Genomic DNA, 26,835 nt, shown 5'->3' with positions numbered 1-26,835 from the left:
CGGTAACTAACAAAGCCCTACTGCAGTAGAAATACAAGTTGCGAAATACACTAAAGGAGCCCCTACACTATAATGTCAACAAATATTTGTTAGAAACATGCAAAAAAAGTTCAGAACATCCTCTAGTTTTCAACTTTACAACACTTTCTAGAAAACATTAACCACAGCGTTGCACACAATCCCATTTGGAGAAAAGCCGAAGGGAGGAAAACATACAGTCCTAAGTGTAAGCCTTTCTCAACGCCTATGAGATAGCTCAACCAAGCTACCCCTGGTACGTATAACGAGCAAAAAGCTACAAAGACCGCGGGAAGCGCCTTCGTAAGTTTAGAACCGTATCCTTTTTCAAAAAACACTCCCATGAAATACGTTAAAGCGAAAAAGCCCAAAAGGTAGCCGCCAGTAGGGCCCATCATGTAAGATATCCCTAACCCGCGATCAGGTGTCCCTTGGAAAACGGGGAACCCACTAATTCCCTCCAACATATAGAGAAAAACAGTTGCGATCCCTAATCTAGGACCATATAGAATCCCAATGAGGACCAGCGCCGAAGTCTGCATGCTGACTTTGACTGGCCAAATGGGAACTTGTACCTTTGCAGAAATTGTCAGAAACAATGTCCCAACAATCGCTAGCGCGAATTGCTGCAAAATAGACAAATTGCCAAGCTGCGGAAATACCGACGAAATGGGTGGGTTAAAACGTTGTGGAGTTACCAACATGGAGTTATCTCCCTTTGTTTGCACTGAACTCTTGGTCGCCTTTTAACAAGAAACAACCCCTATAGCAACCCCCTACCCTACGGACCTCACCTCATCTGAAAAGCTTTTTACCTTCAACAATTCTTCCAAAGAATATTCAAAGATTGGAATTTGCTGTTCTTCACAAAACTCAACTTCCTTTTGAACTCCATAAGAGTTCTTCCAACCATCAAGTTTTAATAAGATCATTGCGGCAGAGGCCGACAGTAGGGAAAAATCAAATGACAAAAACATGCGCCGCCGATCTTCCAAACTCAACGTCCCAAAAGAAGCAATGATTGTATGGTTGTGAAGAATCGGACTAAAAACATGAATATTATTCTCTAGCATATGGATACAGGCGCTTTTTGCAGCCGAAACTCTACTTTCTTTTTCCGAATCGGTCCCATTATAGGGATGAGATAAATAATAAAAGTCTTTTTTCATAACCACTTTCCTCTTTTAACTCATTGAAACAAAACAATGTACAAAACCTGGAATGCCCAATTTACAAAAAATGTTGACAATGTTTTTAAAAGAAAGTCAAATACTAACTAAGGGGTAAAGTATGACAGTTTCTGCCAATGCGATGAATAAGTCGACGTGGAAGTATAATTGCGAAATAAACGCGCAGCTCGTTGAACTTTGCGAGCCTCTCTTCAAGAATTTCGGAATAACTGTTTTTTCTTACATCAGATTTTTTGAAGACGGCACTCATTTACAGCTGTGTACAAATACGGACTGGCTGAAGTTTTATCTTCAGAAAAAGTTTTATGATAACGAATCTCACTATCGAAATATGCTGGAAAAAATTCCGGTAGATGATTCCAATTTCGTTTTGTGGGAAACGCTTCCTCAATCTCAGCTCACTTCTTCTCTATATGAATCAAATATATGGAATGGTCTCAGCATCTATAAAAGGTATAAAAATTATGCCGAGGCATTTTATTTTTCCAGCACACGTGATTCACATCAAATAATTGACTTTTTCGTCAATCATCAAGCCCTCCTTACCCAGTACTCCTTTTATTTCAAAGAAAAAGCGAGTGATTTTATCATCAATCCACCAAACGAAGTGATAACAGTGCCGGCTAAAATGCTTGATTTCGGAAATCTCTGCATCCCAAAGCACAACTCCGAAAACAGGCTCTCTTTCTTCAGGGACATTGAGGCTCACACCCCAGGTGTTGGGGCACAACTTTCCTGTAGAGAACATGAATGCATCTCTCATATTTCCAAAGGGAAAACCATGAAAGAGACAGCCTGTGATATGGGGCTATCACCGAGGACCGTTGAACAGTATATCGTAAATGTAAAGAAAAAATTCAAATGCAAAACGAAGTCAGAAGTGATCGAGTATTTTTTTCAGGAGTCTGATCGACCTACATTCTCACCCAACATGGCTATGAATAGCTATCCGTAAAGAGTTTTGGCCCTTTCCTCAAAAGCCTGAACCATATGATGAACAGCTTGTACGAAAAAACCTTGCATCAACTTTTCGAATGTAGGGGATTTGAAAGCGAAGTCTACATAGAAATCTATTTCACACAATAGGGTTTTGTTCCCATGCTTTTTGTTGATTGGCGTAAAAATCCAGTGGTTATCCAAATGTTCAAACGGCCCTTCTTCATAGACCACATCAATTCGATTTGGTGGAGATAACAGAACACGAGATGTAAATCTCTCCTTGAAAATTGAATAGCCCACGGCAAGATCAGCTATGATCTTTTTTCGCGATTTTTCCCGAACATGGGCTTCCAGACACCATGGCAAAAATTCAGGATAACGGTCTATATCAACCACAAGATCATAGATCTGCTCGACCGTATAGGGAAGGAAGTATTTCTCACGATGGGTGGGCACTCACGAAACCTCTTCTTGGGCCAAACGATTCGCTTTTAACTGCTCAAAGTCATCTCCAGCATGATAAGAAGAACGGGTTAATGGCGAAGCAGATACCATTAAAAATCCTTTTCCACGAGCCATTTTTGCGTACTCCTCAAACTCAGCTGGAGGGACAAACCTTTCAACTGGATGATGCTTAGGAGTAGGTTGTAAATACTGACCAATGGTCAAGAAATCTACCTCTGCAGCACGAAGATCATCCATAACTTGATAGATCTCTGATTTCGATTCTCCAAGCCCAACCATGAGTCCTGACTTGGTAAACATTCTTGGGTCCAATTCTTTTACCTGACTTAAAAGCTTCAGCGAATGGAAATAACGAGCACCAGGACGCACAGTGGCATAAAGCCTTGGTACAGTTTCCAAATTATGATTGTACACATCTGGACGTGCTTTCACTACACGCCCTATGGCACCTGCTTTTCTTAAAAAGTCAGGGGTCAAGACTTCAATGGTCGTCCTGGGAGCGTGTTCTCTTATTTTCTCAATAACTTGCCCAAAATGGTCCGCGCCACCGTCATCTAAGTCATCTCTATCCACCGACGTAATGACCACATGAGAGAGCCCCATTTTGCCCACTGCTATGGCCACATTCTCAGGTTCGTGAGGATCTAAGAGATCGGGTCGGCCTGTTTTCACATTACAAAAGGCGCAAGCCCTCGTACACACACTCCCCAAGATCATCACCGTCGCATGCTTCTTTGCCCAACACTCCCCAATGTTAGGACAAGCCGCTTCTTCACAAACTGTGTTTAAGTTTAGCTGACGCATTAACTTACGAGTATTGTGATATTCCTCAGATACGGGCGCTTTCACACGGATCCAATCTGGCTTTCTTTGTATGGTCCTCTGCGTGTCCACAGCTTTCGTATGGGTCACAATTCTCTCCTCCTTGGGCTTCGCCGCGATCATATAGGATAACCTTCATTGTTTCTATGATTTTGTTCACAATGATTTTAATTTCCTATCGTAGATTTCAAAACCAAATCTCCCTTGCGTTTCTCTGCATAAATAGTAAGATGTAGGATAAAGAATTATAAGAATTGCACAGCATGCACGGGAGTATAAGAATGTATCCAATGAACGTCAGGTTTCTTTTATTTATCAGTCTCCTATTTGTCATAAACGCTTGTTCACATTCGCCAATGCACGACCTTAATTCCGACGGTGAATCTGTGAAAATCTCAAAAATTGAGGGCCTCGGCGAAGATGACTTAGATAATCTGGAGGAAATTGGAAACGTACATTGTGAGGTAGGATTAAACGCTAGAGATATCGAAGCAAACATCAAGGCATGCCATAATAAACTCCGAAATGATGCGGGAAAAATGGGAGGTGATGTCATTATAGTTGAAGACGTTGACCAGAATTTTCCTCCCAATGAAAATAAAATATGGAAGGGCGGGGTAGCAACAAATAATATTAAGCAAAAGGCCGTGGTCTTGCGTTGGACTAACAAACCAACTGCACCCGACATGATTCTTCCACATCCAGTTCTCGAGGAACTGGATGAAGAAGCTGAGATGGAAACAGACTCCCCTGAGGAACTGGAGCAAGACCCAGATTCTGGGACGCTTGTACCTGTAACGGCTGAAGATATTTAAACTCTATAGTGGAATCTGAGGCCATTAGTCTTCTGTTTAACAATGCCGCTTAACATTGCTGAGTCTAGGGATTACCATCGCGAAATGCCTAGGAAACATGAAATGATCACTACATTTATGGCGTCGCAAAGGCCAATTTTACTGCGTTTATGGCATTAGCAATGCCACTTTGCAAAAAATGAAACTCAAAAATTGAGAGTCGCTCTAGTTGAATTAAGCTTATTGCTCCCTAGAAGCCCGCTTACGAATATGTGACTCCAGATAACGTTTTCTTAAACGGATGTTCTTGGGTGTAACCTCAATCAGCTCATCGTCACCAATATAAGACATAGACTGCTCCAGAGTCATCTTACGGGGTGGTGTAAGCTGAATCGCATCATCTTTTCCTGACGCTCGAACGTTAGTAAGTTGTTTCTCTTTGATGGGATTCACTTCTAAGTCATTGGGACGACTGTTTTCTCCAATGATCATTCCTTTATAAACATCCATCCCCGAATCAATGACCATGAATCCACGATCTTCTAGTTTCCAAAGAGCATAAGCCACTGCCTTTCCAGTTTCAGTGGAAATCAGCACCCCATTACGACGGGATCCTATCTCTCCCTTGTAAGGCGCAAATCCACTGAAAAGGCGGCTCATTACGCCTGTTCCCCGCGTGTCAGACATAAATTCGTTCTGATATCCAATGAGTCCACGTGTTGGAATGATAAATTTCAAGCGCGTCTTTCCGCCCCCTGAGGGTGCCATGTCTAATAACTCTGCTTTTCGAAGCCCCATCTTTTCAATGACAACACCTGTGAATTCATCATCCACATCGATCTGAGCCTCTTCCATAGGCTCAAGTTTGGCGCCCGTATCAGGATCATCCATAAAGAGAACACGAGGACGGCTAATGGAGAGCTCGAAACCTTCACGTCGCATGGTCTCAATCAGAACACCCAATTGTAGTTCCCCTCTACCAGCAACTTCGAATGAATCTTTGCCTTCGCTTTCCTTAACGCGGATCGCGACGTTTCCTTCTTTCTCTTGGAAGAGACGATCCCGAATCATACGTGAGGTAACCTTTGATCCTTCCCGTCCCGCAAAGGGCGAATCGTTAACCGAAAAAGTCATCATCAATGTGGGAGGATCAATGGGCAACGCAGGCAACGGTTTTTCAACACTCATGGCACACAGGGTATCCGTAACCGTTACATTCTTTAGTCCAGCGATAGAAATAATATCACCCGCTTCCGCGTGCTCTATGGGTTCCCTACCCAAGTTCCTAAAAGCTAAAAGCTTTGTTAAACGACCCTCTTCTACCACTTCACCCTTTAAGTTCAATGCCTTGAGAGGCATATTTATATTTGCAATTCCACCGTGGATCCGGCCTGTAAAAACTCGTCCCAAATAGGAATCATAGTCCATCATAGATACTAAGAATGAAAAGGGCTCTTCAACGGATTCTTTTGGAAGCGGAACATACTTTAGGATCATATCGAACAAGGGCCCGACACCATTCTTTTCATCTGCCATATCATCAACGGCCCAGCCCTCCTTAGCAGAAGCGAAAATAACTGGAAAGTCTAGTTGCTCTTCCGTCGCATCCAATGCTGAAAAGAGGTCAAATATTTCAGAATGAACTTCGTCAACACGCGCATCCGGACGATCGGATTTATTTATCACAACAATAGGCTTAAGACCCAGTTTCAAAGCCTTGGTCAACACAAACTTGGTCTGCGGCATGGGACCATCCACACTGTCCACCAGCAAAAGCACGCCATCCACCATATCCAGGATCCGCTCTACCTCGCCCCCAAAGTCGGCATGGCCTGGTGTATCTACAATGTTGATACGGGTCTTATCCCAAATTAATGAGGTGCACTTAGCCAGAATGGTTATGCCACGCTCTTTCTCAAGATCCCCAGAATCCATGGCCCGCTCAGTAACAGCTTGGTTCTCTCTATAGGCCCCACTCTGTTGCAGCATGGCATCCACAAGTGTTGTTTTTCCATGGTCCACGTGGGCAATAATGGCAATGTTACGAAGTGCAGTCACAGTCTAAATCCTTTGTAAATCTGAAGTCCCCCATGTTTACCCTCTTCGGCATCAAAAATGCAAGGATTATCCTCCAGAAAGACCTCCCAAACTTTTCAGAAATATATCATCTAAAGTTTTTCTCACATATACTCACATAATCTCACATAGAGTAAATGTGAAAAGTTTTTGACTTTTCTCACATAATCTCACATAATCTCACATAGAGTAAATGTGAGTAAATACATGACCTGGGATACATTTCGCCTTTCTGTGAGGTTAAACTTAGATTCTTCTATCGTCGAGAAGGTGTATGCCGCTATTGCAGAAATTGACGCCGTAAAGAATAGTTGGGCCATTACGGGAAAATTACTCCCTCAAACGATTCAAAGATTGACGCACTCAGTGATTATAACGTCAACAGGTGCCTCCAACCGAATTGAGGGCAACCGCTTGTCCGATATAGAAGTGGAAAATCTATACAAAAATTTGCGCATCAAAAAATTGAAAACACGTGATGAGCAGGAAGTTGCAGGATATCTGCAATGTCTTGAGCTCGTCCTTGAAAACTATCAAGACCTCTCAATTAGCGAGTCATTCATACTCAAGCTGCATCATGATATGTTGATTCATAGTGAAAAAGATGACCGCCATAAAGGCGAGTACAAATTTGGCTCCAACCGCGTTGAAGCAAAGGATCATACTGGAAATGTTGTGGGAGTAATTTTTGATCCGACCCCACCATACTTAGTAAAAAAAGAGATGCATGAACTGGTCGATTGGTACAACTGGGCTATTGAAAAAAAGCTGAAACATCCCCTAATTCTAGTAGCAAACTTTATATTCGAATATTTAGCCATCCATCCTTTCCAAGATGGCAATGGTAGAACGAGTAGATTACTGACAAACCTCATGCTCTTGCAACAGGGGTACCTTTTTACACCCCTCGTTTCCCATGAAAGAGTGATAGAGTCAGTCAAAGCAGAGTATTATCTGGCTCTCAATAAGACGCAAAGAACTTGGAAAAGTAAAACTGAGGATATTGGTCCTTGGCTATTATTCTTCCTAGATGTTGTTAGAAATCAAAGCCTGCAAGCTCTAGAACTTATCGAGAGTGATAATATCGAATATGTCCTTTCGGAAAGGCAACTCTCTTTATGGCAGTGGGCAACCACCAGAGATTCCGAATTTAGTCGAAAGGATGCCATAGAAGCTTTAGGTTTTCCTGCTCGCACCATAGAAGAAAGCACCAAAAAGTTAGTTGCCCTGAAATGCCTAGCCAGGATCGGTCAAGGAAAAGCGACAAGATATAGAGTGATAGACAAGTCTAGCCCTTCTTGAAAAGGAAATACCGATCGCCAAACAAACGAATTGTTTCACGATGAAATAGGGTCCTCCTTATACTCAAGAAATATATTCACTCTTCCTCCAGACGTGTCTGAATCTTCACTTCGCTGGTTAAGGTCTTATGAACGGGGCACTTGTCTGCAATGCGCAAACATCCTTGGCGTTGTTCCTCGGTCAGATCACCTTTCAAAACAACGGTCCGTTCTATTAGATCGATTTTACCTTCTTTGGTTTCACAGTCTTCGCAATCTTGAGCATGGATCTTATCAATTTTTAAGTGAACCCGCACGCCTTTGAGAGGAATTTTCTTATGATCCGCATAAAGCCTGATGGTCATGGAAGTACAAGCACCCAGTCCCGCCAAGAGATAATCATAGGGAGACGGCCCCAAATCATTTCCGCCAAAGCTTTTCGGCTCATCGGCCAATAGATGATGCCTTCCCGTTGAGATATCTTGAGTGAACTTGCTTTCCGTGGACTCGACCATAACCCCCTCAACTGAAGCTGACTCTGAATCCTCAACTGAAGCAGATTCTTGAGACTCAGCCCCTATAAACCGACTCACCCAGGCCTGTAAAACATCCGCCACGTAGGCCGCATCTTCTCGACGACTCAACAGATGATCAGCCCCATCTAGAGACACAAAGCTTTTGGGATGCTTTGCGAGACCAAAAATCTCAGCTGCATTGTCGATACTGACCGTCTGATCCGTTGGCGCGTGAAAAATTAGAAGTGCCGGATGCTTGCCTTTGAAAAAGTCCAAACCCTGGTATTTTTCCAAATCCTCTATAAAGGATTTCCGCATCCGAAAGGGACGCCCGCCAATAGAAACTTCCGCTTCGCCCTTTTCCCGAATATCTTCCAGCGTTTCCTTAAAGTGGTGACTAACATGAAGCGGCTCCCGAGGAGCATTAATAGTCACCAAGGCCTTTAACTCTGGGATCTCACTCGCGGCATAAAGGACTGCTGCCCCCCCTAAACTATGCCCAATGAGAATCTGTGGGGCCTCATATTGCTTTCGCAGAAAATCTGCCGCAGCGATCAAATCCCCCACATTGGACGTAAAGTGAGTCTCTTCAAAGGCTCCCTCACTTTGCCCCAGACCCGTAAAGTCAAAGCGCAATACTGCAATACCATTTTCTGCCAATGCACCGCTAATGCGATTGGCCGCATGAACATCCTTGGAACAGGTGAAACAGTGAGCAAACAGCGCATAGGCCCGCGGAGACTCTGCTGGAAGATCCAATACCGCCTGCAAGGCATGCCCTTGTGATCCTGGAAAAGATAGCTTCTTACGTGATATGGCCATTTGATACTCCCTATGCGGAAATAGTCTATCACATTTGGGATGTATTTTTCATGATTCATAAAGAGCTAATTTCATGAAAATTGAAACACTACCACACAGTTTTCGTGATTTTGTCTCTACCAGCAACAGGAGATATTTGGGGTAACTTATTGAATTATCACACCCCAGAGACACCGCTGCTCAATTTCTGGTTTAATAGTGAATCGCTTTGCCATAGGCATCTAGGACGGCTTCGTGCATCATCTCAGAAAGAGTCGGATGAGGGAAAACTGTCGCCATGATATCGGCTTCCGTAGCTTCCATGGTTCGAGCAATGACGAATCCTTGGATCAGCTCGGTAACCTCGGCTCCTACCATGTGAGCGCCCAGGAGTTCTCCTGTCTTTTCATCAAAAATGGTCTTGATAAATCCTTCAGCTTCACCCAACGCAATGGCCTTACCATTAGCATTAAAGGGAAAACGCCCGACTTTTATCTTCATGCCCTTCTTCTTCGCTGCCGCCTCAGTATAGCCCACACTTGCAACCTGCGGCATAGAATATGTACAACCGGGAATCTTTGTTGGATCTAGAGGATGAACCCCACGCGTCCCTGCAATTTTTTCTACACACAAAACGCCTTCATGACTTCCTTTGTGAGCCAACCAAGGGGGGCCTGCAACATCACCAATGGCATAAATACCTGGCACTTTCGTTTGGCACCACTCATTGGTCACCACATGGGTCTTCTCAACTTTCACGCCAACTTCTTCAAGACCGAGATTCTCCACATTGCCAACGATACCAACGGCAACAATAACCCGATCTACAGTCAACTCTTCGGTCTTACCCTTTACGTCGATGGTCACCTCTACAGAATCCTTACCCTTTTTAAGGGAACGAGTTGTCGCACTCGTTAAGATATTAATGCCCTGCTTTTCAAAGGCCTTCTGCGCAAATTTGGAAACTTCTTCATCTTCTACGGGCAAAATGCGATCCAGCATTTCCACCACCGTGACTTCGACACCCAAAGATCGATAAAAGCTAGCAAACTCGATGCCAATGGCCCCCGAACCAATCACTAACAAAGACTTTGGCATGCTCTCTGGCACCATGGCTTCGCGATAAGTCCATATAAGCTTCCCATCGGACTCAAGTCCCGGCAAAGTCCTTGAACGGGCACCGGTTGCTAAAACAATATTCTTTGCTTCAACCGTTTCCTTTTTCCCATCCTTTTTGGTGACATCAATTTTTCCTTTGCCGGCGAGTTTTGCAGCACCCTCTATAACCGTCACCTTATTTTTTTTCAGCAAATGGGCCACGCCTTTTGCTAATTGACTTGAAATGTTCCGGGAGCGCTCCACGGCTTTCTTCAAATCAAACTTGACGCCCGAAACTTTAAATCCAAAATCTTCCGAATGCTCTAACAAATGAGCCACTTCTGCCGTTCGCAACAAAGCCTTCGTTGGAATGCATCCCCAATTGAGGCAAATGCCGCCCAAATGTTCTTTCTCAATAACCGCTGCTTTAAGACCCAACTGGGCGCCTCTTATGGCAGCCACATAACCGGCGGGACCACCACCTACGACAATTAAATCAAACTTAGACATGAGCTTTCCTTACGCCAATATAAGCAATGGGTTTTCAATGAGATTCTTGAAGGCTGCCATAAACTCAGCCCCGGTTGTGCCATCCACCACCCGGTGGTCAGACGACAATGTACAGTTCATCACAGTCGCCACTTCTATCTTTCCCTCTCGAACAACAGGGCGTTGCTCTCCGGCTCCTACGGCCAGTATGCATCCCTGTGGAGGATTAATAATGGCCGAGAATTCTTTAACACCATACATTCCCATGTTGGAAAGGCTAAAGGTACCTCCTTGAAACTCTTCTGGCTTTAGGGTCCCTTCCCGCGCCCGCGCGGCAAGGTCTTTCACTTCCTTGGAAATCTCTAAAATGCCCTTGTCTTCCGCAGACTTCACGATTGGTGTAATGAGTCCCCCTTCTATAGCCACAGCTACAGATATATCTGAGGTTTTAAACTGACGGATAGCATTGCCAAGCCACGAGGCATTTGCCGCTGGCACCCTTTGCAGAGCAATGGCACAAGCCTTGATGATCGCATCATTGACTGAAACTTTGGTTTCCTGCTGTGCCTCATTTAAACTCTTTCGCATCCTCAACAAATCATCGATTTGGCATTCCATGGTGACATAGAAATGAGGCACGTGCTGCTTAGACTCCACCAACCTCGATGCAATTACTTTTCGCATGGTGGTTAGGGGCACATCTTCGAATTCAGTACCGTCATAAGCAACGGCCGTCTGAGCAACCATGCCACCACCGCCAACGGGAGCTCGTTCCACATCCGCTTTAACAATGCGGCCACGAGGACCGCTTCCAGTGATAACTCTTAGATCCACACCCTTTTCCTGGGCAATGCGCCTTGCAAGAGGCGACGCAAATATACGGTCACCATGGGCTGTTGCTAACTTTGGGCCAGTCCCAGCGGGAATTCCTTTGGCAGGTGTAGGCGCCTTGCCCTCATCCTTGGCGGGAGCTGCTGACTTTTTAGGGGCATAGCTCTCGAGGCTCTTTGCGTCTTCCCCTTCTTCTAAAAGAAGCCCGATCACTTCATTCACTTTGACAGCCTCTGTTCCCGCCGCCACGAATATTTTGCCCAGAGTCCCCTCATCCACGGATTCAACTTCCATGGTGGCTTTATCCGTCTCAATCTCTGCAATGGTGTCTCCAGGGCCAACGGTGTCCCCTTCTTTCTTCAACCATTTGATCAGGTTTCCCTCCGTCATGGTTGGAGATAATGCAGGCATTAAAATTTCAATGGGCATTTAGGGGCTTCTCCTTCAGCACTAAGATCGGTATGTTACTGATTTCACAGCTTCTACTATTTTCTCTACATTTGGAAGAGCTAGTTTTTCCAAGTTAGCCGCATAAGGCATGGGCACATCTTCGCCAGTAACGCGTAAAACGGGGGCATCTAGATAATCAAAGGCCGTTTCCATGATAACTGATGAAATTTCTGACCCAATGCCTGCATAAGGAAAGCCTTCTTCGACGCTCACGAGACAGTTAGTCTTTTGGACCGACTCAAGAATGGTTTCTGTGTCCAGTGGCCTCAGGGTACGGAGATTAATGACTTCAACGCTTATCCCTTCCTCTGCCAACTGTTCTGCAGCCTGGAGCGCATATCCAACACAAATAGAAAAAGCAACAACCGTAGCATCGGTGCCTTCCCGCTCAATATGAGCTTTTCCTAGAGGAAGCACATCCTCATCGGAAGACACTTCGAACGATTGCCCATACATGAGCTCGTTTTCCAAAAACACCACTGGATTAGGGTCTCGGATGGACGCCTTCAATAGTCCCTTTGCATCCGCTGCACTATAGGGAGAGACAACTTTCAGTCCAGGACAATGAGCGTACCAACTTGCTAAACATTGGGAGTGCTGTGCGCCAACACGGGAAGCAGCCCCATTGGGACCGCGAAAGACGATTGGGCATCCCATCTGTCCACCAGACATGTAAAGCGTCTTGGCAGCAGAGTTAATGATTTGGTCGATGGCTTGCATGGAGAAGTTAAAGGTCATGAATTCAACGATAGGCTTAAGTCCACCGAATGCCGCGCCAACGCCAAGTCCCGTAAATCCATGCTCCGTGATGGGCGTATCAACCACCCGCTTGGCACCAAATTCGTCCAAGAGTCCCTGACTTACTTTGTAGGCGCCATTATACTCGGCAACTTCTTCTCCCATAAGGAAAACCGTTTCGTCGCTGCGCATTTCTTCAGCCATAGCATCGCACAAGGCTTGGCGAACAGTAATGGTTTCAGGTGCTGACATTATTCTGCCTCCCCTTCTACGTATATATCCGTATATAGCTCTGAGGGATCCGGTTCAGGACTTTCCTTTGCAAAAGCCACAACCTCTAGCATTATTTCTTTAACCTCTTGGTCTATTTTCTTGAGTGCTGCCTCAGATACAAGTTTCTTCTCAAGGATCGTCCCTTTGAATGTTTCTATGGGGTCCCGTTCTCCACGAACTTTTTCCACTTCTTCCTTAGAGCGATACTGGGCTGGATCGGACATGGAATGCCCTCTATACCGGTAAGTATCTACTTCAAGAACAAATGGCCCTTTGCCAGAACGCACATGTTCGACAGCCCTTTTACCCGCCTCATAAACGGCAAAAACATCCATCCCATCGACGCGAGCTCCGGGAATCCCAAAATGAGAACCTCGCTTATGGAACTCTGTATTGGCTGTATGCCTTTTGGAGCTTGTCCCCATAGAATAGTGATTGTTCTCAATGACATAGAGGGCCGGCAACTTCCACAGAGCCGCCATGTTGAACGCCTCGTATACTTGTCCTTGGTTTGAAGCCCCTTCTCCCATATACGTAAATGAAATCCCGCCATCTTCTTTATATTTATGGGCAAACGCTAAGCCAGATCCAAGAGGTACTTGGGCCCCCACAATGCCATGCCCTCCAAAGAAATTCTTTTCCCGGCTAAACATGTGCATGGAGCCGCCTTTTCCCTTGGAGTATCCATCAGCACGTCCCGTTAGTTCTGCCATTACGCCTCTGGGATCCATATTGCATGCCAGCATATGTCCATGATCCCGATAGGCTGTAATAATACTATCATGCTCTTGGGCCAACATTTGAAGACCTACAACGACTGCCTCTTGGCCAATATAAAGATGACAAAATCCAGCAATGAGTCCCATCCCATAGAGTTGTGCCGAACGCTCTTCGAAGCGTCGAATCAACAACATTTGACGATAAGCTTCCTTTAAATTAAAGGGATCAGCCTTTTGTCCCTGGGACACGTCATTTAACTCCTTTTGTTTGGCAACAGCAGACATGCAGTCTCCTTATTGTTAACGTTTCCTTCCTGCCAATCAACCCCTCTGGGGAAGACATCCTCGTGTACCTTGATTCATCCCATTTGACAAGCCCAGGAAAAGAAGCGTGTTGGCTTTTTGCAACCAATAATGAGCGACAGCACTTTGAATCGATTGAAAAATATGATAGATTCCTTAGGTACAGGGAATACACAATAAGAATTAAAATAAATTGGGAGTTTCTTATGAGTTCAAAAAAGACAACAATCCTCACGTCTGCTGTTGCAGGTGCTTTGGCGTTAACGCTCGCTAGTGGTAATGATGCTGCCGCGAAAGACAGCAAATCTAAGATGGAAAAATGTTACGGTATTGCTATCGCTTTCCAAGGCGACTGTGGTAGTAAAGAAGCAGGACATAGCTGTGCTGGGCAAAATAAAGATGCTGGCGATCCAAATGACTTTCTCATGGTCATAGAAGGAAATTGTGAAAGAATCGTTGGTGGTTCGCTTACACCTGGTAAAGAAAAATCATAATTTTTTTCTCTGATATAGAAGTATGAAAACAACGATTGAACCCACATCAACGAAAGCTGGTGTGGGTTTACGTTTTCAACATTTGGATATTTTCCCAGAGTTACAACCAGCTGTGGGATTTCTTGAGGTTCACTCAGAAAATTGTGGGGGGCCCATAAATCTCAAAAAGCTGGGGAAACTTAGAGAGATATATCCTTTTAGCCTCCATGGTGTCGGACTTTCTTTAGGAACGACGGATGAACTGCGGAAGGATCACATAGCCCTACTTAAGTCTCTTGTTCAAAGATTAGATCCTTTTCTAATTTCCGAACATTTGTCCTGGAGCAGTGTAGACGGAACTTATTTCAACGATCTCCTCCCCCTCCCTTATACGGATGAAACGCTTACTCTCTTTTGCAACCACGTATCGGAAACCCAAGACGCTCTCGGACAGGAAATCCTCATTGAAAATCCCTCCAGCTATTTGACTTTCAAACAAGATACTTATGCAGAACCGCAATTCCTGAAGGAAATCGTGGATAAAACCGGGTGCAAACTTTTACTGGATGTAAATAACGTCTATGTCTCAGGAAAAAATCATGATTTCGATCCTGACGAGTATATCGATTCATTTTCCCACAAAGATGTTAGGGAAATCCATTTAGCAGGCCATTCTTGCCAAGAAATTCAAGGTACAACCCTACGTATCGATACACACAGTGATTTTGTTCTCCCAGAGGTTTGGGAACTTTACGAAAAGACGCTCAAATTATGTGGCCCAACGCCAACACTTATTGAATGGGATCTAGATATTCCAGAATTGCCTGTCCTGGTTGCCGAAGCTCATAAAGCCGATGAACATGCTCAAAAAGCTTTGAAGGAACACACCAGTGAACACGCTGCGTAAAATTCAAAACTCCTTCAAAGATTTCGTGTTCCAGAAACGCAATTCTGATTTGAAAAATGCACCCGTAAATACTCTTTCCCAATATATTGAGACGAATGGCATCTCTGTAGAAGCCCGCTTGAAGGTTTACCGAAACAATACCATGGTCTCCTTAAGCGAGTGTCTGAAAGGTGTTTTTCCAACCATCGAAAAGCTGGTCGGAGAAGAATTTTTTAAGGGAACAGCCCGTGCCTATCTTGAGAGTGGCCCAATGGTTCATCCCACTCTCAACAAGCTCGGGAATACTTTCCCCGATTTTTTAAAAACTTTTGAGCACACAAAGGAGATTACATACCTTTCTGATGCTGCCCAGCTAGATTGGCTCTTTAACGAAGTCTTTTATGCCGAAGAAACGCCGTCCATTACTGCGGAATCGCTCACACAAATTTCGCCCGAAGAATATTCTAGGCTTCAATTTGAGATTCATCCCGCCTTTCGGCTTTTCGAGTCGCCCTTCCCCATCGATCGCATATGGAAGCTGTGTCGAGAAGATTCTGACAACCAACTAGATCTCTCCAAAGAATCTGGGTGCACTCTCCTCGTAAGTCTAGAGGATGACAAGCCTTTTTTCGCCGCAATAGAGCCCGAAAAATACAACTTTCTACATAACCTTTCAAAAGGAAATACTTTAGGGGAAACTTGTGATAAGGTATTGGAAATCGAGCGCACGTTCGATATTCAGGGGGCTCTTGTTGAATGCTTGAAGTTGGGGACTTTTTCTAAGGCTACAATAAAAACAAACTAGGGGACTTCGTTACTATGGCAAAATCGATTCTTGAACGTGCCTGTTCTAAGTATAAATGTATCACTCACGGTTTAGATAAGTGGCTTTTCCCTCTGCTCCTCCTTTGGGTTCGTCTATGGATGGCCGATATTTTCTGGAAATCGGGCCAGGTGAAGATCCAAAGCTGGCAAAGTACGCTCATGTTGTTTGAATATGAGTATAAAGTCCCAATGCTTAACCATGAACTAGCTGCGTATCTGGCAACCGCTTTTGAACTGGCTTGCCCCATACTCCTGACCATCGGATTTATGACGCGCCTAGCCGCGCTTCCCATGCTGGCCATGGCAGTGGTTATTCAATTCACTTACCTTGACCTACAGCTACACTTTTTCTGGATGATGATTCTGAGCCTTTTGATCTTAAAGGGCGCTGGCCCTATTTCAGTGGATTGGATTCTCAAGAGAAGATGTAAAAGGAGCTAACCTAATGGCAAAAACTTCCGAGGCAACTATCCCACTTTCTCCATTGAACCAAGAACATGTGATCAAAAATGCTCCCATGGGTATTTTGTTTTTGGACAAGGACTATAAGATCCAAGAGGTAAATGAAACTTTTTGTCAAATGGTGGGGAAAAGTAATACATCTCTCGTTGGATCACTGTTTTCTACCGTTTTCCACAATGATGATAAAGCCCATCTGCAAAGTGTTCTCAAGTCCCCTGTTCCTCTTGAAGCACGTCTGCAAGGCCCCAAGGAAATCAATGTAAAGCTGATTGCTAAAAGTATTGAGCATCAGAATTCATATCTCGTTTATATTATCGATATTTCCGACAAAAAACATCTGGAAACTCAGTTTTTTCAATCTCAAAAAATGCAGGCCATTGGACAACTTGCTGGTGGCGTTGCCCATGACTTTAATAATCTTTTAACGGGGATCATTGGGTTCACCGATTTAATGTTAGAACGCAAGGAAGAGAACAGCTCGGATCATTCGGATCTTATGCATATTAAAGAAAACTCCGAACGAGCCGCGACCCTCGTGCGACAATTGCTGGCCTTTTCGCGCCAACAAACGTTGCAACCTAAGGTGCTCAATCCGGTTCAATGCACCAAGGACCTGTCTCCTCTTATTCAGCGTCTGATCGACGAAACCATCAAATTTACGATCACTCACGATGACAACATATGGTTTACGAAAGCGGATAAGAGCCAATATGACCAAGTCATCCTCAATTTGGTAATAAATGCACGGGACGCCATGCCAAAGGGTGGCAAACTGAGCATCACTTTTAAAAATCATGTTCAAAAAACACCTCTGGAAACGGCCTCTGGAGAGCTTTCTTCCGGAAATTATATTCTCATTCGGGTGACTGATACGGGTTGTGGGATCCAAAAAGAGCATATAAGCCGGATCTTTGATCCATTCTTCACCACAAAAGAAAAAATTCAGGATCAAGAGCTGAAGCGAATCTCTGGCACAGGTCTAGGATTATCCACCGTCTATGGTGTTGTCACCCAATCGGGAGGCCAGGTTGATGTTGAAAGTATCCGTCATGAAGGGACAAGTTTTAATATTTATTTGCCCCGAAGCCTTCCCACCTCGACTGACTTGCTAAAACCATCCGAGAACACTACCCCTAAAAAGTCCCCACGAGGTACTGGCGTCGTTCTCGTCGTAGAGGACGAAGAACCTTGTCGAATCTTCAGCACTCGCGCCCTCCGTGAAAAAGGGTATGCTGTCCACGAAGCAAGTGACCCTGAAACTGGTCTGAAAATAATTGAAAAGCAAGGAGACAAAATCGATCTTCTTATTTCTGACGTGGTGATGGCACAAATGGATGGTCCAACCATGGCAAAAAAGATACGCAAACAATATCCCGAACTTCGCATCATTTTTGTATCTGGTTACGCCGAGGAAAATATACGTGCTAATATCCAGACTGATGAAAAAACATTTTTCCTTCCCAAGCCCTATGGCCTAAAAGAACTCACCGAAATGGTTCGAAAGGTCATTGGGGAGAAAAAACTGAAGGACAGCGGAAACTAGGCTGATATTGTACATTCTGAAGCCAAGAAAACATATTCTGACATCATTCCAACCCCCATTTCCAGAATCCAAAGAACCACTTCTTAACCGCTCGCAAATGGCCGTCTTCCCGGAGCCTAGGAACTCTTGGCGAACCGGCGTCTTAAGCCGGTGAGCCATAGAGTAAGTTGGCATCGCGGGATCCAGGTAAAAAAGTTGCAAGTATAAAGATGTAGGCAATACTATGAGACACTTTTCAGCCATCTACTATGATCTGGATCCCGCGCTCATAAGCAATTCTAACGCGCGCCTCCGGCTTGCTAAGAATTCCTAATGGCCGGGAAGACGGTTTTTGGATCTAATGGCGAGGGAAGACGACTTTTGGACCTAATGGCCGGGAGAAGACGGTTTTTGGTCAGATGTCTCAGAGTGCATGGATACGCAGAGCACCCGTCATCTCGGAACCTAGGCACTCTTGACGAACCGGCGTCTTAAGCCGGTGCATAGAGTGACTTGGTATCGCGAGATCCAGAATTTGTCACATGCCAGAATAAAAATGTTGGTTACTAGAAATACTCATTGTTGTCCAACTTTAGCTGGCAACTTGGATCTAACATCTTCTTAGCGCTGGATCCTCCGCTCAAGAAGCTTCCGTTTCATCTTTACTATCGTTTTCATTAGAGGGGAAACTAAGAACGTCATCAGCCATGATACATGATAAAGACCCGCAATATCTTCCGGCATCACTCCTTCTAGCCTCTGAATTGTGGCGTTTCTCAGTAAAATCAGAGAGTCCTTTCAATGCTCGATCACGCCATTTAGCCACCACTTCTGGACTTTCTTTCTCAGCCTCTTCTAGTTTCGCCCAAAGCTCGTATATATAAGGCGTTTCCTGAACACTGGGTATTTTTTTCAAATGGGCGCGGGCTTCTCCCCACAATTTAGCCTTCAAGGCTGCCTCGGCAATAATGATATTTGCAAATTTACTCGCTGGCGTAAGAGCCATAAGCTTTTGGGCCAATGTGTACTGTTCTATACTCCGCCCGACGGGGGCCAAGGAAATATAGGCCTGAGCTACGTTGTAATCCTGCGAAAGTTCCCAACATTTTTCCAAAACTTTTTGAGCCTTCTTGCTTTTACTTGAGTCTTGCAAACACTTTGCATAGGCCTCTGCAAGAGAGGCATTTTGAGGCGCTAAATCAAACCCTGCCCCCAGTAAATCAAGTTTTGAATCCAATGACATATTTTCCTGCTGGGCTTTTTCAAAATAAAGCGAGGACTTTAAATCATTCTTCAAGTCTTTCTCTTTTCCCTTGCGAGCCTTCCATTGATCTAACATCAACTCCGCCCTATCAAAAGATTTTTTTTCTAAATATAAATGGAAAAGAGTCTTTAAAACCCACGGCGAAGTTGGATAGATAGCATAAGCCTTTTCAGCATATTGAAGGGCAGTCGCTTTCTTCCCTTCCAAAAGAGCAAGCTTTGTAAACCCACGAAGGCTCATAAATTCTCCTTCTGGCATTTGCCCCATCCTCGTGAACAAAGCCATGGCCTCTTCTCTATTGCCGGCACGAACAGCGAGTCGCGCCTGAAACCACAACCCATAAATAGCCGTGGCTCTCGTAATATTCATGCGCTGGGCTTGTTTCAATGTTTCTTTTTCGTCACCTGCAATAAAAGCTATTCCTCCTTCAACAAGAGCATCTAAAGCCTTCTTAAGTTGACGAGACCTATAGGCCAAGGAAACAGTTGAAGGGAATTTTATGAGCGACTTCAACAGCCAAATGAACAAGCCGAAGACAAGCATCAAAGCCAACACTCCTGAGATAAGAACGCCTACAGAGGTATCCATCTGATATCCCAGCCATTGGACCGAAACCATACCGGGATTGCTAGCAATCCAGACAGCAACAGCAGCAATAAGACCCAGTTTAAAAAAAAGAAATAGGCCCCGAAGCATCACAGTCTCCCTTTAACACTCGTAACTTCAATAAGAATGATGCTTTCTATTGCCATGAGACCTTCTTCAGTTTTCACACGCGCTCTCGCCATTTCTAGCCATTTCATCAGAGCTTCACTCGTATCAACTGGTAAACGATCCAAAGTATTGAGAGCCCCGTACAAATCTCCCAATTTGAGTCGACTCTCTGCCAAACTCAAAACAGCCTCTAGGGAAGATTTATCCTCTTCATTTAGAGAACTTGACGTTTTACGAATGATTACCAAATCTCGCAAGAAATCCTCAAGTTTAGCCAGCACTCCTACCTCTTCAGATTTGCTTTCCTTCAAAATTTGATTCACCACATTGGGAAACATTTCCACCAAATGCGCCACGGAGGGCACCCCACTCGCAGCATCCTTACTAAGGGCATCCGCCAATGGTAAAATGCTACTGTCTTTGCCTAAAGTTTTTTTAAGAACAGCCAATTCTTTTTTAAAGGGAGTGCCAGAAAGAATAGCACGCTTTAGAGACAACAGGTCCTGAAAGATTTGAGGAATTTTCTTTACAGCAACTCGCCTCATTTCAGCTTCTTTTTCAAGAGCAGAGATGTGCATTTCCAAGGTTGATAGCTTGGAAGCAAAGACCTTGTCCTGATTCCTAAGACCCACCACTTCATGGGACTTAACGCCAACAACATTCCCTCTAGTTTCTAAATCAGATAACTTGCTTTCAATAATACCAATGCGCGTATTAAAAGCCGATAATTCTGTCTGAAGATGCAAATTATCTCCCGCAATGCTAGAAACTTCTCTCTTTTCTGAACCAAAACTTTGAATCATCGCCTCTAGACGATCGAGTCGTTTCTCCAAAAGTTTCTGATTTTCAGATAGCTGACTATATTTTTCTCCGCTAAATATGGAAGTTAAAGTTTCCCGCTTTTGAAAACCATAGACGCCCACGAACCCCAGAACGACTATAAAAAGGACCCACCAGAACCATCCTCTTCGAGATTTCTTCTGAGGAATTCCTGCACTTTTCTTTGGCGATGCCACATTCTCAGTGGTTTTTTTCGCTTCCGTTTTACGCTTATCTTGCATCTAATTCTGTCCTAAGCACATTGCCTATGGTTTTCATTTAAAAGCTTTAAAAGATCTGCTTGTACTGGTGCTGAGGCTACAAAAGTTTTCTTCCATTGGCAACTTCTCACTTCTCTTGCGACTTCCGCACTTAAACAAAACACCTGAACCTTATCACAAAAAGAAATAAGCCTATGATATTTCAGTAAATCTATAAATATCCTTGCTGTACGCGGTGAATATAACAAAACGGAACCAATGGCATTATTCTTGAAACCTTCAATAGTTTCCGGGTTGAAACCGATCCGCTGACGCGTTTGATAAACAATGACACGTTCTATTTGGAAACGCTTTTGCTTTAGCGGACCAACCATATCCTGACGCACCACATCCCCAGAAATATGTAGAACGCGACCCGCACAAGGATCCAAAAACTTTTCTGTCAGCTCTATAAGGGATGCGCTACTACCCCCCGCACTCATAACATTGCAAAAACCTAACTTCTTAGCCTCTTCAGCCGTTTTTTCACCTACTGTGAAAAGCCATATGTATCTTTCAGTTGTTAAGGAGGCGAATGCCCGAAGGCCATTAGTGCTCGTCAATAAGACCGCCTGTACGTCCTGAAGACATAAAGCGCCGACCTCAACAGGAGCTATAGTAAGCAAAGGTTCCAAAAGAGGTGAGTAACTTTTCCCTCGCAAAATTTCTGCTAAGGCAGAAGCGTCAGGCTCAGGACGCGTGATGAGTACTTTGGCCATAAGAAATTTGTTCCTTTAAAACACGTCCTACTGATTCTCCAAGAGTTTCCCACTGATTCAAGGGTGCCTCCTCTTCATGGCGAAGCAAAAGTCTCCCATCAGGGCGGGCTATTAAACCCTGAAACTTAATAGTTGAATCATCTAGCAAGAGGGCATACCCACCAATGGGCACACGACAATTTCCTTCCATTACATCCAGAAAAGTACGCTCTGTGTGGTAGCACACTTCCGTAGGAGGGTGATTTATGGGCTCCAATAGCTTCCGAATCTCTTCATCATCCTCTCTAATTTCCACACCAATGATCCCCTGACTAGGGGCCGGTAGAAAATCATCCGTCGAGAAAACATGCCGAGCACTTTCTTCCATCTTTAAGCGTTTCAAGCCCGCATAAGCCATTATTGTGGCATCTGCCACTCCTTTTTTGATCTTTTCCAGCCGAGTATTTACGTTCCCCCGCAAAAGCGTAATTTCTAAATCTGGCCTCACATGCAAGGCTTGTGCCTGTCGCCGGACGGAGGCCGTTCCCAAAAGCGCTCCTTCTGGCAAATCTTCTAGATTGTTAAAATGAAATGAAACAAAGGCATCTCTGGGATCTTCCCTAGGCAAAAGACAGGGAACCTCAAGGCCAGGAGGACATTTGGGCGGCATGTCTTTCATACTATGGACCGCCATATGAATATCGCCTGCCAAAAGAGACTCTTCAATCTCCTTTGTAAAAACTCCTTTCCCTCCGAGCTCTGCAAAAGTGCTGTTCAGAAGTGAGTCCCCTTTTGTTTTAATAGGGACAATCTCGATGGAGCGGTCAAAGCCTTTATGTGCCTTCAGTAAACTCTTTTTGACAAATTCAGCTTGTACCAAGGCCAACGGAGAACCCCGTGTTCCTATTCGAATCGGTTGACTTGACATTAACACATCTCCCCAATTTCTTCTCACGAAATTTGTATAGCATTCTTTAAGCTAAGTTCATAGGGAGGTAAAAAGACTTCGTTAAATTTTTTCCAACAAGTCTACTTTTTGTAGGAAAACAAAAGCGCTCACTGTCATATATACATGACTTACTTAAAGGCTCAGCTTCCATTCTTTTAGCCACAGCCCCAGACACATTAACCCAAAAATCTTATAGCTATTATCAGCCTTTCCACCCATATGATGACGCCAAAGATTCTCAAGTTCCCCTTTGTGACACCAACTTGTCAAAACACTGTCAGATAGGACTTCCTGGGCGAGGGTTTTCAAGTCCCCTTTAAGCCAGTGCCCCACAGGAGCGCTAAACCCTTTTTTAGCTTTATACAAGACTTCTGACGGAAGCTTGTTTTCCTGACTCTTCTTCAAAAGATACTTTTTCTGAAACCCTCGGAGCTTCCATTCCACTGGCAAACCCGCTGCAAATTGAACAATTCTGTGATCCAAAAAGGGCGCGCGACATTCAAGTGAATGGGCCATGCTCGTACGATCAACCTTCACAAGAATATCATCTACTAGCCAAGTCTTCGTATCTACATAAAGTGCCTGATCAAGGGGATGGCAATTGGATACTTCCTTAAAATGTTCCCCAAAGGACGAGAAAGGAGATTTCCCTGATTTATAGAGTCTCTTTTTGTCACTCTCAGAAAAAATTGTTCTCCAAAAACAGTGGGCCTGATCATAGGGTAAGCTACACCCCTTTAAAAACTGTTTAAGTTTATAATCGAAACTCACTTTGGACAGTGAAGTGGGCACGAAACGATCGGCAGCCCAACTCATTGAATTCAACATAGCATTCGGAAATCGAGACGCCACTCTATACATTTTGTCTGCTACATAGGTTTCATATCCAGCAAATAACTCATCTCCCCCATCTCCAGAGAGACTTACAGTTACGTTTTTGCGTGCAAATTGGGATAAAAAGTAAGTTGGGATCATGGATGTATCTGCAAAGGGTTCATCCATGGCGTATACTATTTTGGGCAAGCTCTTTGCCATATCTGCATCTACGAATTGGGTGTGATGATCGACTCCAAGGAAATCCGAGACCAGCTTACTTTCTTCTATTTCACTAAAGGAGCGTTCTTTAAAGCCAATGCTGTAGGTTTTGGTATTGTGTGCCTTGCCTTGCTGAGACATGGCCCGCACAACCGTAGATGAGTCAATGCCACCACTTAGAAACGCTCCCAAAGGCACGTCGCTTATGGTTTGCCCTCCAATAGTTTCTTCCAATAGTTCATTGAACCTTTCGGTGGCCTGGGACTCCGAATTCCAATTTGGTTTGTTAAGATAAAACTCTGAAAGATTCCAATAGGATCTCTGTTTTGGCTGAGCTCCTTGTTTGACGTGAAGATAATGTGCAGGAGGCAGCTTATAAACATCTTTGATAATGCATTGATCTGATAGTATATAACTGTAGGAAAGGAACTGACTTACGGCTGTTTGAGAAATATTCCTCTGAATGTGCGGATGCCGCAAAAGAGCCTTTAGTTCCGAGGCAAAGATAATACCGGACTCGGAATCAGAGGGCGTCGCATACGCATAGAATAGGGGCTTTTCTCCCATCCGATCACGAACCAAGAAGAGCTCTTTCTCTTGATTGTCCCAGAGGGCAAAAGAAAACATACCGACAAACTTTTGTAAGCAATCGACGCCCCAAACAGACCATGCTTCAACAACGACTTCCGTATCACTTCCGGTCCTAAAAACCTTTCCCATTTGTTGCAGCTCTCGCCGCAGAGATTTGAAGTTATATATCTCACCGTTATAGGTAAGCCAGTACCTCCCCGTCTGATCTGACAGGGGTTGATTGGCTGACTCTGATGTATCGAGAATGGACAGTCGTCTGTGGGCTATTACAATGGGACCCAAAGCCTTAACCCCCGCAGCATCTGGGCCACGATGGCTCTGAGCCTTAGACATTGCTTCGACTATTTGCTCAGACGGGCAACTTTTCCAATTAAGCTCTCCAGAGATTCCGCACATATATCTACGTAAACGCTCCCTCTTTTGATAAAGCCAAATCTATGGCTTCGCCCTTCTGGTGGAACCCTCTAATGCTGGTGCCCGTAAAAGTTAAGCTTCTTTCTTTGGAGATTCCTCTTTAGGCGTACCTGCAGCTTCTTCCTTCTTAGGAGCTGCTGCTTTTACAGCCTCTTCCTTTTTCGGCTTGTCAGCTTTGGCTTCTTCCTTCTTAGGAGCATCCGCCTTGGCTTCTTCCTTCTTAGGTGTTTCAGCTTTCACTTCTGCTGGCTTAGCTGCAGCCGACTTTGCGTCTGCCTTTGGAGCGTCTTTTTTTGAAGCTGTTCCTGTCTTTGGCAATGTATAATTAGAGCGCTCTTTAATCCGTGCTTTCTTACCCGTCAATCCACGGAGATAATAAAGCTTGGCCCTGCGAACGTCACCACAACGCAGCACGTCAATGGTAATAAGAGGAGAGTAAAGTGGGAATACGCGCTCAACGCCTTCTCCGTAAGAAAGCTTACGAACTGTAAAGGATGAGTTAATCCCTGAGTTCTTTCGCGCAATACAAACACCTTCGAAAGCCTGTACCCTTTTGCGACTTCCTTCAACAACGGTCACGTTAACACGGATCGTATCTCCTGGAGAAAAATCAGGCACCTTCTTGGTCTCTGTTAACTTTGCAATCTGGTCTTTATCAAGCTTTTCAATAATATTCATCGTCTTACCTTTATCTTACCTTTGATGTGCCTACGCCATCTCTTGTGTTACATACTGGGCCCATAAATCTGGGCGTCTTTCCTCAGTCAATTTCTCTGCAACAGTCCGCCGCCAATTCCGAATCTGCGCATGGTGCCCAGATAAAAGCACCTCCGGTACTTTGCGCCCTTGCCACTCTTGAGGACGTGTGTACTGGGGATACTCTAAAAGTCCCCCTTCAAAACTCTCATCTACCAACGATTCCTGTTCATGTACCACACCTGGAAGCAAACGAACACAGGAATCTATCAAAACATGGGCCGCGATCTCTCCACCGGTTAGAATATAGTCACCAATGCTGAGCTCCTCTACCCCGTGTGCTTCCAACACACGTTCATCAACCCCTTCATATCGCCCACACAATAGGATGAGTCCAGGGGCTTGTGCAAGTTTTTTTACCTTTTTTTGACATAAAGGCTTTCCACGAGGGGATAAATAGATGATTGGACGCCCGTTTTTCCGCTGTTCAACACTCTCTAAAGCGCGTCCAAGAACATCTGGCCGCATGATCATACCTGGGCCACCACCATAACCCGTATCATCAACCGATTGATGTGCATCGGTGGCAAAGTCACGAATATTGATCGCATCTAGGCCCCAAAGGCCCTTATCCAGGGCTTTTCCAAGCAAAGAATATGCCAAAGGCCCGGGAAACATGTCCGGAAAAATGGTGAGAACATCAACTTTCCACATGATTTTCTCCCGATTTGGTTGAAAGAATCATGGTGGGATCAACGATCACATGGCCATCTTTCAAAAGCACCGTTGGAACAGCCTCTTTGGTGAAGGGAACTGTGAAAGTTTCCCCCTCTTTTTGAAACTCCAAAAAGTCCCCAGCACCATAATTGTGAACCGCCTGAATCGCCCCCAAAACCAAGCCATCAGCAGAATGCACTTCCAAACCAACCAAGTCCGCATGGAAGTACTCTTCCTCCTGGAGTTCAGAAAGGCGATCACGAGAAACATATAGCTTAACCCCCTTCAGAGCTTCAGCACCTGTCCGATCTTGAACCCCGGGAATCTGAACAATCATATCTGACTTTGTTGCCCGTATAAAAGAAAGGGAAAACACTTGTTCTCCCGAAGCATCGGTCAAATCTCCATAGGACAGGATATCCTTGGGATCTTCGGTAAAGCTTTTGAGACGCAACTCCCCCTTCAAGCCACAACAGCCTGTGATCATGCCAAGGCAAATTTGATCAGAAGGTTTGGACAATGAAGGGGACATAGCTACGCGCAAACTCTTTCTTTAAGACCCAGCTTTTTCAGCCTTAGGCTCTTCAGCTTTTGCTTCTGTCTTAGACTCTTCAGCTTTTGCTTCTGCCTTAGGCTCTTCGGCCTTTGCTTCTGCTTTAGGCTCTTCGGCTTTAGCTTCTGCTTTAGGCTCTTCAGCTTTTGCTTCTGT

At 44.6% G+C, this 26,835-nt stretch carries 27 protein-coding genes; 8 read left to right on the top strand and 19 right to left on the bottom strand.

From position 1 onward, the window contains the following. Window positions 1-122: 122 nt before the first annotated feature. Both HOL16_04700 and HOL16_04695 read right to left on the bottom strand, forming a co-directional pair. On the bottom strand, window positions 123-722 hold the full coding sequence (locus HOL16_04700) for a biotin transporter BioY (GenBank protein ID MBT5389992.1): 600 nt from the start codon (window positions 720-722) through the stop codon (window positions 123-125). 72 nt (window positions 723-794) lie between these two features. After that, window positions 795-1,187 carry a DUF1937 family protein gene (locus tag HOL16_04695; protein MBT5389991.1) on the bottom strand — a complete coding sequence of 131 codons (393 nt, stop codon included), beginning with the start codon at window positions 1,185-1,187 and terminating at the stop codon, window positions 795-797. A 121-nt stretch (window positions 1,188-1,308) separates the two neighbouring features. On the opposite strand from HOL16_04695, the gene HOL16_04690 reads away from it, so the two are divergent. Next, complete coding sequence (locus tag HOL16_04690; GenBank protein MBT5389990.1) at window positions 1,309-2,163, top strand: helix-turn-helix transcriptional regulator; 855 nt, start codon at window positions 1,309-1,311, stop codon at window positions 2,161-2,163. Here the strand turns inward: HOL16_04690 and HOL16_04685 are convergent. Continuing rightward, on the bottom strand, window positions 2,154-2,603 hold the full coding sequence (locus tag HOL16_04685; protein ID MBT5389989.1) for a type II toxin-antitoxin system RatA family toxin: 450 nt from the start codon (window positions 2,601-2,603) through the stop codon (window positions 2,154-2,156). The two genes, HOL16_04690 and HOL16_04685, sit on opposite strands and share 10 nt — an antisense overlap. Next, complete coding sequence (lipA, locus tag HOL16_04680) at window positions 2,604-3,557, bottom strand: lipoyl synthase (protein MBT5389988.1); 954 nt, start codon at window positions 3,555-3,557, stop codon at window positions 2,604-2,606. Window positions 3,558-3,790: 233 nt separating this feature from the next. Here lipA and HOL16_04675 point away from each other — a divergent pair, with 233 nt between their 5' ends. Next, window positions 3,791-4,249 carry a hypothetical protein gene (locus HOL16_04675; protein ID MBT5389987.1) on the top strand — a complete coding sequence of 153 codons (459 nt, stop codon included), beginning with the start codon at window positions 3,791-3,793 and terminating at the stop codon, window positions 4,247-4,249. Between the two features lie 219 nt (window positions 4,250-4,468). On the opposite strand, the gene typA is transcribed toward HOL16_04675, so the two are convergent. After that, entirely contained in the window at window positions 4,469-6,286 is a 1,818-nt protein-coding gene (typA, locus tag HOL16_04670) for a translational GTPase TypA (protein MBT5389986.1), read from the bottom strand. A 225-nt stretch (window positions 6,287-6,511) separates the two neighbouring features. On the opposite strand from typA, the gene HOL16_04665 reads away from it, so the two are divergent. Continuing rightward, a complete protein-coding gene (locus tag HOL16_04665) occupies window positions 6,512-7,606 on the top strand; it encodes a Fic family protein (protein ID MBT5389985.1) in 1,095 nt (364 codons plus the stop codon). 76 nt (window positions 7,607-7,682) lie between these two features. Here the strand turns inward: HOL16_04665 and HOL16_04660 are convergent, their stop codons facing one another. The 5 genes from HOL16_04660 to pdhA form a co-directional block, all read right to left on the bottom strand. Next, window positions 7,683-8,915 (bottom strand): alpha/beta fold hydrolase, encoded by a 1,233-nt coding sequence (locus HOL16_04660; GenBank protein MBT5389984.1) that lies wholly within the window; start codon window positions 8,913-8,915, stop codon window positions 7,683-7,685. A gap of 198 nt (window positions 8,916-9,113) precedes the next feature. Beyond that, window positions 9,114-10,508, bottom strand: coding sequence for a dihydrolipoyl dehydrogenase (gene lpdA, locus HOL16_04655; protein MBT5389983.1), 1,395 nt, complete (start codon window positions 10,506-10,508; stop codon window positions 9,114-9,116). A gap of 9 nt (window positions 10,509-10,517) precedes the next feature. After that, entirely contained in the window at window positions 10,518-11,747 is a 1,230-nt protein-coding gene (locus HOL16_04650) for a pyruvate dehydrogenase complex dihydrolipoamide acetyltransferase (GenBank protein MBT5389982.1), read from the bottom strand. A gap of 21 nt (window positions 11,748-11,768) precedes the next feature. Next, window positions 11,769-12,758 (bottom strand): pyruvate dehydrogenase complex E1 component subunit beta, encoded by a 990-nt coding sequence (locus HOL16_04645; protein MBT5389981.1) that lies wholly within the window; start codon window positions 12,756-12,758, stop codon window positions 11,769-11,771. Next, a complete protein-coding gene (gene pdhA / locus HOL16_04640) occupies window positions 12,758-13,783 on the bottom strand; it encodes a pyruvate dehydrogenase (acetyl-transferring) E1 component subunit alpha (protein ID MBT5389980.1) in 1,026 nt (341 codons plus the stop codon). The genes HOL16_04645 and pdhA overlap by 1 nt, the downstream gene beginning before the upstream one ends. A 224-nt stretch (window positions 13,784-14,007) precedes the next feature. Between pdhA and HOL16_04635 the strand changes: the two genes are divergently transcribed. The 5 genes from HOL16_04635 to HOL16_04615 are packed head-to-tail and all read left to right on the top strand — an operon-like array spanning window position 14,008 to window position 17,990. Further along, a complete protein-coding gene (locus tag HOL16_04635; protein MBT5389979.1) occupies window positions 14,008-14,295 on the top strand; it encodes a DUF2282 domain-containing protein in 288 nt (95 codons plus the stop codon). 22 nt (window positions 14,296-14,317) lie between these two features. After that, a complete protein-coding gene (locus tag HOL16_04630; GenBank protein MBT5389978.1) occupies window positions 14,318-15,181 on the top strand; it encodes a DUF692 domain-containing protein in 864 nt (287 codons plus the stop codon). Beyond that, entirely contained in the window at window positions 15,165-15,965 is an 801-nt protein-coding gene (locus HOL16_04625; protein ID MBT5389977.1) for a DUF2063 domain-containing protein, read from the top strand. Before HOL16_04630 ends, HOL16_04625 begins: the two co-directional genes overlap by 17 nt. A gap of 14 nt (window positions 15,966-15,979) precedes the next feature. Continuing rightward, window positions 15,980-16,426, top strand: coding sequence for a DoxX family protein (locus HOL16_04620; GenBank protein ID MBT5389976.1), 447 nt, complete (start codon window positions 15,980-15,982; stop codon window positions 16,424-16,426). 4 nt (window positions 16,427-16,430) lie between these two features. Beyond that, the gene (locus HOL16_04615; GenBank protein MBT5389975.1) at window positions 16,431-17,990 is read left to right on the top strand and encodes a response regulator; all 1,560 of its coding nucleotides are present in this window, start codon (window positions 16,431-16,433) and stop codon (window positions 17,988-17,990) included. A 619-nt stretch (window positions 17,991-18,609) separates the two neighbouring features. Here the strand turns inward: HOL16_04615 and HOL16_04610 are convergent. From HOL16_04610 to HOL16_04570, 9 genes are all read right to left on the bottom strand, one after another. After that, window positions 18,610-19,929 carry a tetratricopeptide repeat protein gene (locus HOL16_04610; GenBank protein ID MBT5389974.1) on the bottom strand — a complete coding sequence of 440 codons (1,320 nt, stop codon included), beginning with the start codon at window positions 19,927-19,929 and terminating at the stop codon, window positions 18,610-18,612. Then, window positions 19,929-21,008: a hypothetical protein gene (locus tag HOL16_04605; protein MBT5389973.1), complete on the bottom strand. Its 1,080-nt coding sequence runs from the start codon at window positions 21,006-21,008 to the stop codon at window positions 19,929-19,931. The genes HOL16_04610 and HOL16_04605 overlap by 1 nt, the downstream gene beginning before the upstream one ends. An 11-nt stretch (window positions 21,009-21,019) precedes the next feature. Next, window positions 21,020-21,745, bottom strand: coding sequence for a uroporphyrinogen-III synthase (locus tag HOL16_04600; GenBank protein ID MBT5389972.1), 726 nt, complete (start codon window positions 21,743-21,745; stop codon window positions 21,020-21,022). Beyond that, entirely contained in the window at window positions 21,717-22,652 is a 936-nt protein-coding gene (gene hemC, locus HOL16_04595; GenBank protein ID MBT5389971.1) for a hydroxymethylbilane synthase, read from the bottom strand. The genes HOL16_04600 and hemC overlap by 29 nt, the downstream gene beginning before the upstream one ends. A 153-nt stretch (window positions 22,653-22,805) precedes the next feature. Then, window positions 22,806-24,695 carry an asparagine synthase (glutamine-hydrolyzing) gene (gene asnB / locus HOL16_04590; protein ID MBT5389970.1) on the bottom strand — a complete coding sequence of 630 codons (1,890 nt, stop codon included), beginning with the start codon at window positions 24,693-24,695 and terminating at the stop codon, window positions 22,806-22,808. Between the two features lie 90 nt (window positions 24,696-24,785). Next, window positions 24,786-25,391 (bottom strand): 50S ribosomal protein L19, encoded by a 606-nt coding sequence (rplS, locus tag HOL16_04585; GenBank protein ID MBT5389969.1) that lies wholly within the window; start codon window positions 25,389-25,391, stop codon window positions 24,786-24,788. A 30-nt stretch (window positions 25,392-25,421) separates the two neighbouring features. Beyond that, a complete protein-coding gene (gene trmD, locus HOL16_04580) occupies window positions 25,422-26,123 on the bottom strand; it encodes a tRNA (guanosine(37)-N1)-methyltransferase TrmD (protein MBT5389968.1) in 702 nt (233 codons plus the stop codon). Then, window positions 26,110-26,658: a 16S rRNA processing protein RimM gene (gene rimM, locus HOL16_04575; GenBank protein MBT5389967.1), complete on the bottom strand. Its 549-nt coding sequence runs from the start codon at window positions 26,656-26,658 to the stop codon at window positions 26,110-26,112. Before rimM ends, trmD begins: the two co-directional genes overlap by 14 nt. A gap of 21 nt (window positions 26,659-26,679) precedes the next feature. Then, on the bottom strand, window positions 26,680-26,835 hold a 156-nt coding region (locus HOL16_04570), incomplete at its 5' end, for a 30S ribosomal protein S6e (GenBank protein MBT5389966.1).

The sequence above is a fragment of the Alphaproteobacteria bacterium genome (genome assembly GCA_018662925.1).
Classification (GTDB): domain Bacteria; phylum Pseudomonadota; class Alphaproteobacteria; order 16-39-46; family JABJFC01; genus JABJFC01.
This window is presented reverse-complemented; position numbering and strand designations above follow the sequence as displayed.